Here is a 12,671-nt window from a genome sequence, read left to right on the forward strand (position 1 = left end):
TATAGTTCAAAGCTGGTTGTATATTTATCCAGTAGAATGTTCTTTTAAATGATGTGTTAGTTTCATTGAGCAAAATTTTGGGCCACACATTGAACAGAAATGAGCAGATTTTGCGTGCTCAGATGGTAGAGATTCGTCGTGTAAAGATCTTGCTGTTTCTGGATCAAGAGATAAGTTGAATTGATCGTGCCATTTAAAGTTAAACCTTGCGTAACTTAGTGCATAATCACGTATATAAGCAGATGGGTTTCCTTTTGCTAGGTCTGCTGCATGTGCTGCTATCTTATATGCAATAACTCCGTCTTTTACATCTTGAATATTAGGTAATCCTAAGTGTTCTTTTGGTGTAACATAACATAGCATAGAAGTCCCATACCAGCCTGTAATTGCTGCACCTATTGCACTTGTTATGTGATCATAACCTGGTGCAATATCTGTAGTCAGTGGACCTAATGTGTAAAATGGTGCTTCTTTACAAAAGTGAATTTGTTTTTCCATATTCTCTTTTATTAGGTGCATAGGTACATGTCCTGGACCCTCTATCATAGCTTGACAATCATGTTGCCATGCAATATCTGTCAGTTCACCTAATGTCTTGAGTTCTAAAAATTGTGCTGTATCATTTGCATCTGCTATTGATCCTGGTCTTAACCCATCTCCTAATGAGAAAGCAATGTCATAGCGTTTCATAATGTCACATATTTCCTCGAAATTTGTATAAAGGAAATTTTCCTTATTATGTATGGTACACCAATGTGCCATAATAGCTCCACCCCTTGATACAATACCAGTAAGCCTATTATCTGTATGGCTGATGTAATTTTTTAATACTCCTGCATGTATTGTAAAATAATCAACACCTTGTTCTGCTTGCTCTATTAATGTTTCTTTAAAAACGTTAAAATTTAAATCTCCCACTACACCATTTACCTTATTTAAGGCTTGATATATAGGTACAGTTCCTATTGGTACTGGACTATTTCTAATAATCCATTCTCGGATGTCATGTATGTTATTTCCTGTAGATAAATCCATTACTGTGTCTGCACCATATGTAATTGCATGGATCATTTTTTGAACTTCTTCTTCAATATTTGAACTAACTACTGAATTACCAATGTTAGCATTGATTTTTACTAAGAAATTTTTACCTATGATCATCGGTTCTGATTCAGGATGATTTATATTTGCTGGAATGATTGCTCTACCAGATGCTACTTCTTGTCGTACAAATTCTGGAGTAATTTCTGGGCTCATAACAGTTGGTTTATAAGAAAGGATTTTCTGTCTTAATGAATTTTCTCTTATTGCTATATATTCCATTTCTGGAGTAATAATATTATTTCTTGCGTAAAAAATCTGAGTTACTGGTTTAGTACTGTTTGCTCTTAAAACTTTATTGCTTTGTGATGTGAATATATGCTCTGAGTTTAAAACTGGTTGCCTCTCATAATATTCTACGTCTTGTCTATCTATAATCCAATTGAGCCTTAACTTTGTAATACCATGGTTAATGTCAACTTCAACGTTTTGATCTGTATGTAATCCACCAGTATCATATACTAGTATTGATTCAGTATTATCATTAAAGTGGATCTTACGCATTCCTACTTTGATATTGTTGTAAATTGTACCTGGAATGTATTCTTTAGTTGAAGAAGGAAATACGGTATTAATAAAGTCTACTTTCATTTTTACTAGAAAAATATTATATAAAATCATGTAGTATATATTGTTTTAATATGAATGTCTATATTTGTAAAAATTTAAACTTTATATAAGTCTAGCTTACTCTTAACTTGTATGTGTTTTTTAAACTGAAGATTGATATAGTGTGGTTCTGATTTATATTACTAAAGATTTATAAATTGCGCTTTTTGTTTTTACTTTTTAGTAGTACATAAAATGCTCCTTTTCCTCCATGTGAGTTAATAGCTTCTCTATAGTAGAGTATTATTTTTGCTATTTGTTCATTTTGTAACCACTTACTAAAATTGCTTTTTATGCTGTTACTATTATTTTTATTGGTACTTCCCCATCCTGTGATGATTAGTAGACACTTATTTGATAAATTATAATTTTTAACAATAAAATCTAGTAATTTATCATAAGCAGAGTCTAATGTATAGCCATGTAGATCAAGTGTAGCATCTATGTAATACTTTCCCTTGTCAATTTTCTTTTTAGTATGATTATTAAGATTTAGACCACTACTGATGTCATATGTACTATTAGAGCAAGTTTGTATAGATGAAATGCCGGTATTGTATGTAATATTAGAGTTAGTTTGTATGGGTATAAGATGATTGGTATGTCTATCGTTTGATGAAATACAATATTGATTATTGTCTATATGTTTTTTATATGGAACCTTATTGTTGTAAATCGGAGTAACAATTAAAGTGATAGAATCCCAAGACACTATATCATCACACGATGAACTATTTGGCGTTTCTCTTTTTGATTTTTTAAGCATATAACTCACTTCTTAACTTATATGTAAAACTAAAAGTCTATGAAACCAAGAGTAACAACATATATAATGGATAGCTTTACTAATATTACTAAGAGTCTGTATTACTAGTATTTCTATTTTCTGGAGTGGAAAAAAAGTTATCTCTGCCTAAAAGATTACTGCCCTGATTGTTTGAGTTATTTCCTAATTCATTAAAACTACTAGTTATTGCATTTTGTTGAAATATGTCAATTTTTGATTTATTAGTAACACATTGTTCATCTGAATTAATAAATTTTTCCATATATTTTCTACATCTCTGTACTGACAAGTTGAACAAAGAAGATACATCTAGTTGTTTTGCTGCTATCTCTTTTAATGCAATAACAGTATTTTTGCCATTTTTGTGCTTTATTACTGGACATGCTCCAGAATTTAGGTCATGAGCCCTTTGACTTGCTAGTATTACTAGCTTAAACTTATTATTAGTACGACCCATACATTCTTCAACTGTAAGACGTGCCATTAACAAACCAATTATAAATAAAAAACTTATTTTATCATATATGAAAAATTATGCAACAGAGCAATATTCATATATGCATTTGTTTATATTAATCTCCTTTTTGTACTATTACAAGATTAATGGACTCTAGTGAATTTTCTGTAATGCTGTCTTTGTTAATCAATGCTATTTCTGAGTTATTAATAGTGATGGTGATATTTACCTCGCATTTTAGGCGTAACAGAAATATAAGTAACCTTTCTAATGAAAATCCTGCTGTTTTACCATTACTAATCTGTGATATTTTTGGTTGATCTACTCCTAGTATTTTTGCAGTGGTTACTTGATTCCAGTGATTTTTATATGTTATGTCCTTTATTAACTTTAGTATTTTATACTTAATTCCATAATCATTTTGGTTACTTATTGTTGTCATAATCTTATACCGTAATCTAGGAAGATAGAAATATCTTTATAAATTAATTTATATGTTAAAAATGTCATATTAAATCATTTAAAAGTTCATTAATATAAAGCATTTTTTTATATATTTTCATTTATATTACTCAATTATATAAATATATGATTAATATTTTGATAAAATTTATAATATAAAAGAAATAACTTTTTTATACCTTCATCTTATTCTCTTATTTTTAATGTTTAGCTTTATAAATCAATTTATAATATTAGAAATATTATATTAAATCACTTTATAATTTATTGATAATGAAGTATATAATTTGTGAATTTTTATCCATTGATTAATTTATAAATATAAAAAATCTATATTTTAATAATTTTGGTACTAAAGTAAAGAAATTGTTCATAGTCTTTTTAGTATTGATAGATTTGTGTTGCTTAAATTATCTAGTAGAATACTATACAAGAGCTAATCTAATCTTAAGAAAATTTTAAATGGTATGCCATGCATTACGATTTCAAAAAAGTAGAACAGGATATACAAAAAAAATGGAATTTTTATACTGATGTCAAAAAAGCACAGTGTTACGTTTTGGAAATGTTCCCTTATCCTTCTGGTAACATACATATGGGTCATTTGAGGAATTATACTATAGGAGATGTAATCGCTAGATATAAACGTGCTTGTGGTATTAATGTTTTTCATCCGATAGGATGGGATGCTTTTGGGTTACCAGCAGAGAATGCTGCATTATCTTATAATATAAATCCGCAAACTTGGACTAAGAACAATATTGATAATATGAGATGTCAGTTGAAATCTATAGGATTGTCCTATGATTGGAATAAAGAATTAGCTACTTGTGATGCAGATTATTATAAACATGAACAGGCATTTTTTCTTGATTTTTTAAAATGTGGTTTAGCTTATCGCAAGGAATCATTGGTTAATTGGGATCCTATAGATCAGACTGTACTAGCTAATGAACAGGTGATAGATGGAAAAGGATGGCGTTCTGGTGCTGTAGTAGAAAAGAGAAAATTATCGCAGTGGTTTCTTAAAATTACTGATTTTGCAGAAGAGTTATTAAATGATTTGAAAGTACTGGATAAGTGGCCAGAAAAAGTAAAACTTATGCAAGAAAGGTGGATTGGTAGATCTGAAGGTGTAGTAGTAGATTTTGAAATTTTGAATATTAATAAAACATTACAGGTTTTTACTACATGTCCTCATACACTATTTGGAGCATCATTTATTGCAGTATCTTTTGACCATCCTATTTTACAATGTGTTAGTGATTCAGATATTATTCAACAGATCAATGATTTTGATAAGAACAATTTGATCACTGATGCATCGAGTACAGTAGAAAAATTTGGGATAAATTCTGGCTTAGTTGTAAAACATCCTTTTCTGTGTATGAATTTACCGGTTTATGTTGTTAATTTTGTATTAATGGATTATGCAACTGGAGCAGTTTTTGGATGTCCTGCTCATGATCAGCGTGATTTTGAATTTGCAAAAAAATATAATCTACAAATCAAACAAGTAGTTTTCCCTGAAATAGATATAGATTTAGGGAAAGAAGCTTATGTTGGTTCAGGTACCATGAAAAACTCTGATTTTTTAGATGGTATGACTGTAGATGAAGCAAAAGAAGCTATGATTGCAAAACTGCAATTATTAGGGATAGGGGATAAGATGACCTATTATAGAATACATGATTGGGGAATATCTAGGCAGCGTTATTGGGGTTGTCCTATACCTATAATATATTGTGAAAAATGTGGTACAGTACCTGTCAGTAGGAAAGACTTGCCAGTCACTTTACCTCAAGATGTTGATTTTACAAAATCTGGTAATCCTCTGGATAATCATCCTACTTGGAAGTATGTAAAATGTCCATCTTGTGGTATGGATGCTGAACGTGAAACAGATACTTTTGATACTTTTTTTGAATCTTCTTGGTATTTTGCTGCGTTTTGTGGAACTAGTAGTGGAATAGATAAAGATACATGTAACATGTTATTGCCTGTAGATTATTATATTGGTGGAATAGAACATGCAGTACTGCATTTATTGTATTCCAGATTTTTTTGTAGGGCATTAACTAAATGTGGATATTTTAATGTAAAAGAACCTTTCTCTAGTCTAATAACACAAGGCATGGTTTGTCATGCTACTTATTCAGATGCACAAGGTAACTACTTATTTCCTGAAGAAGCAAGGAAAATGATGGAAGAAGGTCAGCATGTAAATGTTGGTAGAGCAGAAAAAATGAGTAAATCCAAAAAAAATGTAGTAAACCTTGAATATATTATTGATAAATATGGGGCAGATACAGCAAGATTGTTCATACTGTCTGACACTCCTCCTGACCGTGATATAGAATGGTTGGATGATGGTATAGAAGGTGCAAGTAAGTATCTTAGTAAATTATGGCGGATGATAGTTTCTTATGATCAAATTAACTTAAATTTTAATGTGGAAGATATACCAGAAGATGCTATTAAATATAGAAGGTGTGTGCATAAAATTGTAAGTGATATTACAAGTGATTTAGAGTTTTGTCGTTTAAATTGTGCTGTTGCTAAGTTTAGGGAGTTAAGCAATATTCTGAGTGAAATGATAAGAACTTCAGTAAACTCTGATGTAGTTAGTGAAGCAATATGTATTTTAATTAGAGTGATAGAACCTTTTATTCCACATATAGCTGAGAAATTGTGGGAAAATATAGGAGGTAAAGATATGTTGTGGAATCAGATGTGGCCTAAAGCGGATACAGAATTACTTATTGAAAGAAATGTTAATATTGCTGTTCAAGTCAATGGTAAGTTTATTAGGACATTAACAGTTGCTAACAATATTGATAATGATCAACTGAAATCTATGGCTTTAGAGATGGCTAAAAATAAAATAGGTAACAGTGTGGTAAAGAATGTATATATTATTCCAAAACGGGCAGTTAATATTGTTATTGAAAAACTAAGTTAAAAGAATAGATGTTAGTTATTGATAGTATGTGTTAGTTTTTTTGTAGAATGTTTTGTTTAAAAAATTGTTGATAATTTATATTGATAACAGTTAGCTTAAATAAATTTATAACTTGAGAATCAGTAAAGATAGGAAAGCAACTTATAGAGGATGTGTATCAGAAGCATATAGTAAGTATTGTTATAAATATTGTTGTGATGATAGCTACATTTTATAGAGTAGCTTTTACGTTGAAGAAATTATGAGAGATTACTGATCTTTTTGTTAGTTCTTTAGAATGTTTTATTGAGAGTATTGGACTTATAATATTTCTAAAATTAGTGGTAACTTATTTAGTTGTGTGGTTGGTTAATGTATGTTTTGTGAAATTCTAAGTCTCATAACTAGAATTTTAGTTACTGTGTCAGTTGATGTATGAATGATTATTTGTAAAAGAAATTAGTTCTGTTGTGTATGATTCTACACAAGTGGTTGTGAGTGCTTGGTTGTCTGTTTATAATGAGAGCTTTTGTAACATTTTGATGGCTATAAATTAATCTTATGTATTATTATGAGCTTGTTAGATGGTTTTTAATATCTAAAATATTTTTTAAGTTATTGTAAGTATATATGATAGTAGATTCACATTGTCACTTAAATTATTTTAATCCGGATGAAATAAAGGGTATAGTACTACGTGCAGAAGAAAATAATGTAAAATTGATGCAAACTGTCTGTACTACCATGTCTGAATTCTCAAACTTAGTAAGCATTGCAGAAAGTTATAAGCAAGTTTATCTTTCAGTTGGTGTACATCCTACTAATAGTGCAAATGGAGAATCTGTTTCAGTTGATGAATTAGTAACTTTAGCTCAACATAGTAAGGTGATTGGATTAGGTGAAACTGGTTTAGATTTTTATAAATGTAGTGATATAGGAGAGCAAGAACGGAATTTCTTAGCTCATATTAATGCATCTAGGGAGACTAGGTTACCTGTGATAATTCATTCAAGAAGTGCGGATGAAAGGATGATAGAAATTTTAGAATCAGAAATGAGAGAAAGTCCATTCTTGGGTCTGATGCATTGTTTTGCGTCATCACGTGAATTAGCAATTAAGGCAATAGAATTAGGGTTATATATATCTTTTTCAGGAATAGTGACTTTTAAGAATGCTAAAATTGTTCAGGAAGTAGCTGGATTTGTGCCTAAAGATATGGTTTTAGTAGAAACTGATTCTCCATTTTTATCTCCTGAACCTTATCGTGGACAAAAGAATGAACCATCTAGAACAAAATTTGTTGTTGAGTATTTAGCCAAGTTATGGGATATGGATATTGAAGAAATTAGTAATTTAACTACGAATAATTTTTTTAGGCTGTTTAAAAAATGCTCAGCACATTTTCACTCGTAATTGTTTGTATATTTGAGTAGTAGGAATGTATATCGAAATAATTATATAGTAAGATTTTTAAGGAGACCTTAAATATTGATAGGATTTTTATATTGTTTATGGATAATGTGAACTTTGTAAGGTGCTGTATTTATTTTTAAGTTATGTTTAGATTTTTATTTCTTATATTGTATATAAGGTAATATAGTTAGTATTAATTAAATTATTAAAGATTAGCTTAATATTGAAGGTAATACTAAAAAATATTTTTTAAGGAAATTTATGTGGTGTAATCCAATTATTTGTGCTTTAGACACTTATGATATTAATCATGCATTGCGGTTGACAAAAATGCTTTATGGTAAAATATCAATGGTAAAATTAGGATTGGAATTTTTTACTGCACATGGGTTATCTGGTGTGCAAGCAGTCTCTGATTGTGGTATTCCAATATTTCTTGACTTAAAATTACATGATATTCCTAATACTGTTGGTAAGGCTATATCAGTGATTAAATCTTTAAATATTGCTATGCTTACTATTCATATTAGTGGTGGTAGAGATATGATGCTAAGTGCTATAGATAGTATATTTGGTAGTATGATAAAATTAATAGGTGTCACTGTGTTAACAAGTATTGATGATTCTGATTTAAAAGACATCGGTATTGATAGATCATCTATTCAACATGTAATGCTGTTGTCTAAAGTGGCTCAAGAAATTGGATTATATGGCATAGTTTGTTCTGCTTTTGAGGTACAGGAAGTACGTAATCAGTGTGGCAAAGATTTTAAACTTGTAGTTCCTGGTATAAGATTTGAAGATGATTATAGTGATCAAAAGAGAGTGAAAAATCCCAAAGATGCGATTCTAGCTGGTGCAGATTATTTAGTAATTGGTCGTCCAATTACTATGAGTAGTGATCCTATACAAACAGTTGATGCAATTTTATCTTCAATTAATTTATAAAATGATGTTAGAAATTGTAAATGTTAAGTTATAAAAGGTTAGGAATTGTTATTATTGAGATGTTATGAACTAATAAAATTTTGCTGGATTTTAGGTAATTAATGTATAAGAATAAGTTTGATTTATTAATTAAAGTAGTACATATAAGATTAAATTTAGTTAAAAGTTGGTAATAATGCTTTTATGAATATTTTGTTATCAAACTATTAATGTTTTTTGTATACTACTGTCTTGTTATATTAGTATGTATTAGATATATAATGATAGTTGTTGTTATGTATTTAAAAGCTATATATTATGTTACGACCTGTTTAATTATGATGGAATAGATATATTATGAAGGTATTATTGACTAATGATGATGGATTCCATGCAACTGGTATTAAAGTTCTGAAAGAAATAATAATAGAATCTGGTATTGCATCAGAAGTATGGATCGCTGCTCCAGCAAGCAACTGTAGTGGTTATGGAAGATCAATAGGTGTAAAAACTGCAACTGATGTATACCAAATAGGTGACACTGAGTTTATTGTTAACAGTACTCCATCTACTAGTGCTTTTCTTGGATTGAGAGAGATTACTGGTAAGAAACCAGATTTGGTTTTATCTGGTATAAATAGCGGGATTAATGTTGGAAATGATATAGGATACTCTGGTACAATAGGTGCTGCAGCGGAAGGTGCTATGATGAATATTCCATCAATTGCTATAAGTCAAGAATACGATGGTAAGCATGGAGAAATAAATTGGATAAATCCACAGAAATTCTTAAAAAAGATTATAAATATGTTATTGGAAGTTCCTTTTTGGAATAAGTCTACTATAATGAATGTGAACTTTCCTTTAGTTCCAGCAAAGGGTATTAAATTTACAAGTCAAGGGGAGTATATTCCATCTAATAAAATAGAAAAGAAAAGAAATGTTAGTGGTAGTATATCTTATACAGTACATAGAATTGCACCTGATAAAGGTAATAGGGGTTACTCTGATGATAGTATTAAGGCAATAGATGATGGTTATATTACAATTACACCACTAAAGCTTGATATGACAGATTTTGATGCGTTAGAATCTTTAATTGCACTTTATAAGGACTGTACGATATGATGTTCTTGGTTTTTGCTTATACTGTAAGTATTGGTTTATTGATTGGATTAAGTTGTTTTGTAATTTTTGATTATAGTAAAAGCAAAAAAATTCTAGAGAGTATTGATCGGAAATATGAAAAGAAAACATAAGAGATTGCTTTTTATTATTGTGACGTTTATTATATTTGGTTCGTCTGTTGTTATTGTACTGAATAAGCTGAGAAGTAATATATCATTTTTTTTTACTCCAACTGAAGTTTTATCAGGTAGTATTAATGTTAGTAGCAATGATATTAGAATAGGTGGTATGGTAATAAGTGGTAGTCTGAAAAGATATGATAACTTGATTTCTTTCTTTATAACAGATCTAGAAAGTCAAATTAAAGTAGTATATCAAGGAATACTACCTCCTTTGTTTTCGGAAGGTAGTTGGGTAGTAGCAAAAGGTAAGATGGTTAACGGTGAATTTAATGCGAATGAGATTTTAGCTAAGCATGATGAAAATTATAAACCTGGTAAATATAGAGCAAAATGAATTATCAGACATAAAATCAAGAATTAATTATGCTATAGTATTTATATTAAAATCAGTGATTTTTTAGTAATTGTTTAAGTACTATCAGTTTTATTTGGTGAATTATGTAATTTGCAATTGTTGTTGGAAAAATCTATAAGTAATATTTTAATATAATTTTTGTGGTTAATTGGCAATAGTATTCTATTTATCACTTAATGCTATGTTATAGAAGAGTTTAATTCTTAAAGTCTTTTTGTAAGGTTTACAGTTTTATGTACTTTTCTTTTTTTTCAGTATGTACAATATTCTCGATATAATAAATTTTATTCATTATTTAGTTCTTCTATATTGTGATGCAATCAAATTTGCTTCTGTATCCAAAATAATCTAAATATCTTAGAATTTTATATGAAAAAATTAGTGAGGTATACTTCATTATAAGGTTGTCATATGCGTAAAGCTTTATGTACTCTTTTTTTAGATGTTTACAATATTATGGTGGGTATTTTTATTCATTACTTACTTCTTTCCATGGGGATAGGAAATCAAAAGACCGAAAGTCTTGCTGTAGATTTACAGCTTCATATGTTACTTCTTTTTTTAATATGTCATACCGTACTTCTTTATAACCAGTTAGAGGAAAGTCCTTTAACATTGGATGACCAGAGAAACCGTAATCTGTTAAGATTCTTCGTAAATCTGGATTATTAGCAAATATTATTCCATACATGTCAAATACTTCTCTTTCAAACCATCCCGCAGCGCTGAACAGGTTAGTGATAGATGGAATGCTCTCATTTTCTTGTAGAGGTACTTTGCAGAATATTCTTATATTATTGATTATACTTAGTAATGAATAAACTACTTCAAATCTAGCTGGCCTGCTTGGATAATCTATTGCAAAAATATCAATTAATATATGAAATTTACATTTTGTATCATTACGTAAAAACAAAATATGACTGTAAATGTCATTTACATTTGAATTTAACTCTAAATTTATGCTGTCTTTTATAGTGCACTTTACATTTATGGATGTGTTGATATGTGCAATGATATTATCTATTGCATTATTGTTATCTGACATCATGTACCCCTTTTAATCTTTTTTTCTTTTACTATACATTATTTTTCTGAATTAAGGTATTACATTAATTTTTCTATATTTAAGTATTAGTATATTTTGTTAGTATAACTTATGTGTTTTTTTCAATAGAAATGTAAATAACACAGTTTATTAAATTAAAGTTATAATATTTATTTTGGAATAGAGAAGTGTAAAATATTCTTCATGTTTTTGTTATGGTATAAGTCTTATTTAGTATTAGTGTAAGTATGTATGAGTGATATGTTTTCATATAAAGGATTAGTGTATTTATTACTTACTTTAGAATAATGGACTTATTTGTTAGTGTTACTTTTAGACTTTCGATTGATAGAAATACTTCCTCTATTGATTTTTTGTTGAAGACACAATATTCCATATAATAATGCTTCTGCTGTTGGTGGGCAGCCTGGTACATAAATATCTACTGGCACTATACGATCACAACCTCTAACTACTGAATATGAATAATGATAATACCCACCACCATTAGCACAACTACCCATTGAAATAACATAGCGTGGTTCAGTCATCTGGTCATATACTTTTCGTAATGCAGGAGCCATTTTGTTGGTTAATGTTCCAGCAACAATCATTACATCTGCTTGCCTAGGACTTGCACGGAACATAATACCATATCTATCTAGATCATATCTACTTGCTGCAGTGTGCATCATTTCTACAGCGCAACATGCTAATCCAAATGTCATAGGCCATAAAGAATTTGATCTTGCCCAGTTTGATATATAGTCTATTAAATCAGAAAACTGCGTTACCATAAAACCTTGATGGTTATAACTTTGCCAGAATTGATTATTTAAAACAGAATTGTTTGTCATATTTATTACTCCCATTCCAGCGCACCTTTACTCCACTCATATATAAACCCTACTGTCAGTATAGCTAGGAAAATCATCATAGACCAAAAGCCATTTACTCCTATATCTGAAAGGCAAATGGACCATGGGAATAAAAATGCTATTTCTAAGTCAAATATAATGAATAATATTGCAACTAAATAAAACCGAACATCAAAAATTTTTCTTGAACTTCCAAGTGGTGCAAATCCGCATTCATAAGGAGAGAGTTTCTCTAAATCTGGATTACACTTAGCTAAAAGCATTGGTAAAACAGCAAAAAGAAATGATATAAAACCTGCAACTGCTAAGAAGATTAAAACCGGAACATATTCTGCAATATTAAGCATTTGTGTCATATATATACTTTAGTGAATAATTAAATA

Annotated in this window: 12 protein-coding genes; 5 read left to right on the top strand and 7 right to left on the bottom strand. The window is 29.4% G+C overall.

The genetic code is table 11. The features are described from left to right. Positions 1–24: 24 nt before the first annotated feature. The 4 genes from thiC to ECAJ_RS01480 form a co-directional block, all read right to left on the bottom strand. A complete protein-coding gene (gene thiC, locus ECAJ_RS01465; protein ID WP_044261959.1) occupies positions 25–1,692 on the bottom strand; it encodes a phosphomethylpyrimidine synthase ThiC in 1,668 nt (555 codons plus the stop codon). 169 nt (positions 1,693–1,861) lie between these two features. Then, complete coding sequence (locus ECAJ_RS01470) at positions 1,862–2,476, bottom strand: Smr/MutS family protein (RefSeq protein WP_011304404.1); 615 nt, start codon at positions 2,474–2,476, stop codon at positions 1,862–1,864. Positions 2,477–2,564: 88 nt separating this feature from the next. Next, positions 2,565–2,981 carry a DNA-directed RNA polymerase subunit omega gene (gene rpoZ, locus ECAJ_RS01475; RefSeq protein ID WP_011304405.1) on the bottom strand — a complete coding sequence of 139 codons (417 nt, stop codon included), beginning with the start codon at positions 2,979–2,981 and terminating at the stop codon, positions 2,565–2,567. An 88-nt stretch (positions 2,982–3,069) separates the two neighbouring features. Next, positions 3,070–3,396, bottom strand: coding sequence for a helix-turn-helix domain-containing protein (locus ECAJ_RS01480; RefSeq protein ID WP_011304406.1), 327 nt, complete (start codon positions 3,394–3,396; stop codon positions 3,070–3,072). A gap of 492 nt (positions 3,397–3,888) precedes the next feature. Between ECAJ_RS01480 and leuS the strand changes: the two genes are divergently transcribed. From leuS to ccmE, 5 genes are all read left to right on the top strand, one after another. Further along, the gene (leuS, locus tag ECAJ_RS01485; protein WP_011304407.1) at positions 3,889–6,378 is read left to right on the top strand and encodes a leucine--tRNA ligase; all 2,490 of its coding nucleotides are present in this window, start codon (positions 3,889–3,891) and stop codon (positions 6,376–6,378) included. A gap of 609 nt (positions 6,379–6,987) precedes the next feature. After that, positions 6,988–7,770, top strand: coding sequence for a TatD family hydrolase (locus tag ECAJ_RS01490; RefSeq protein WP_011304408.1), 783 nt, complete (start codon positions 6,988–6,990; stop codon positions 7,768–7,770). Positions 7,771–8,031: 261 nt separating this feature from the next. Then, entirely contained in the window at positions 8,032–8,718 is a 687-nt protein-coding gene (pyrF, locus tag ECAJ_RS01495; protein ID WP_011304409.1) for an orotidine-5'-phosphate decarboxylase, read from the top strand. Between the two features lie 336 nt (positions 8,719–9,054). Further along, positions 9,055–9,825, top strand: a complete 771-nt coding sequence (surE, locus tag ECAJ_RS01500; protein WP_011304410.1) for a 5'/3'-nucleotidase SurE — start codon at positions 9,055–9,057, stop codon at positions 9,823–9,825. A gap of 114 nt (positions 9,826–9,939) precedes the next feature. Further along, positions 9,940–10,341, top strand: a complete 402-nt coding sequence (ccmE, locus tag ECAJ_RS01505) for a cytochrome c maturation protein CcmE (RefSeq protein WP_011304411.1) — start codon at positions 9,940–9,942, stop codon at positions 10,339–10,341. Positions 10,342–10,831: 490 nt separating this feature from the next. Here the strand turns inward: ccmE and ECAJ_RS01510 are convergent, their stop codons facing one another. From ECAJ_RS01510 to ndhC, 3 genes are all read right to left on the bottom strand, one after another. Beyond that, positions 10,832–11,410: an NADH-quinone oxidoreductase subunit C gene (locus tag ECAJ_RS01510; protein WP_011304412.1), complete on the bottom strand. Its 579-nt coding sequence runs from the start codon at positions 11,408–11,410 to the stop codon at positions 10,832–10,834. Between the two features lie 314 nt (positions 11,411–11,724). After that, positions 11,725–12,267 (bottom strand): NuoB/complex I 20 kDa subunit family protein, encoded by a 543-nt coding sequence (locus ECAJ_RS01515; RefSeq protein WP_102574884.1) that lies wholly within the window; start codon positions 12,265–12,267, stop codon positions 11,725–11,727. Between the two features lie 5 nt (positions 12,268–12,272). Further along, entirely contained in the window at positions 12,273–12,644 is a 372-nt protein-coding gene (gene ndhC, locus ECAJ_RS01520) for an NADH-quinone oxidoreductase subunit A (RefSeq protein WP_011304414.1), read from the bottom strand. Positions 12,645–12,671 lie beyond the last annotated feature (27 nt).

Source organism: Ehrlichia canis str. Jake (assembly GCF_000012565.1).
In the GTDB taxonomy this organism is placed as follows: Bacteria; Pseudomonadota; Alphaproteobacteria; order Rickettsiales; family Anaplasmataceae; genus Ehrlichia; species Ehrlichia canis.

Excerpts from the sequence above, each read along its gene's own strand:
- thiC (WP_044261959.1), bottom strand. The coding sequence starts at position 1,692 with ATGAAAGTAGACTTTATTAATACCGTATTTCCTTCTTCAACTAAAGAA.
- ECAJ_RS01470 (WP_011304404.1), bottom strand. The coding sequence starts at position 2,476 with ATGCTTAAAAAATCAAAAAGAGAAACGCCAAATAGTTCATCGTGTGAT.
- rpoZ (WP_011304405.1), bottom strand. The coding sequence starts at position 2,981 with ATGGCACGTCTTACAGTTGAAGAATGTATGGGTCGTACTAATAATAAG.
- ECAJ_RS01480 (WP_011304406.1), bottom strand. The coding sequence starts at position 3,396 with ATGACAACAATAAGTAACCAAAATGATTATGGAATTAAGTATAAAATA.
- leuS (WP_011304407.1), top strand. The coding sequence starts at position 3,889 with ATGCATTACGATTTCAAAAAAGTAGAACAGGATATACAAAAAAAATGG.
- ECAJ_RS01490 (WP_011304408.1), top strand. The coding sequence starts at position 6,988 with ATGATAGTAGATTCACATTGTCACTTAAATTATTTTAATCCGGATGAA.
- pyrF (WP_011304409.1), top strand. The coding sequence starts at position 8,032 with ATGTGGTGTAATCCAATTATTTGTGCTTTAGACACTTATGATATTAAT.
- surE (WP_011304410.1), top strand. The coding sequence starts at position 9,055 with ATGAAGGTATTATTGACTAATGATGATGGATTCCATGCAACTGGTATT.
- ccmE (WP_011304411.1), top strand. The coding sequence starts at position 9,940 with ATGAAAAGAAAACATAAGAGATTGCTTTTTATTATTGTGACGTTTATT.
- ECAJ_RS01510 (WP_011304412.1), bottom strand. The coding sequence starts at position 11,410 with ATGTCAGATAACAATAATGCAATAGATAATATCATTGCACATATCAAC.
- ECAJ_RS01515 (WP_102574884.1), bottom strand. The coding sequence starts at position 12,267 with ATGACAAACAATTCTGTTTTAAATAATCAATTCTGGCAAAGTTATAAC.
- ndhC (WP_011304414.1), bottom strand. The coding sequence starts at position 12,644 with ATGACACAAATGCTTAATATTGCAGAATATGTTCCGGTTTTAATCTTC.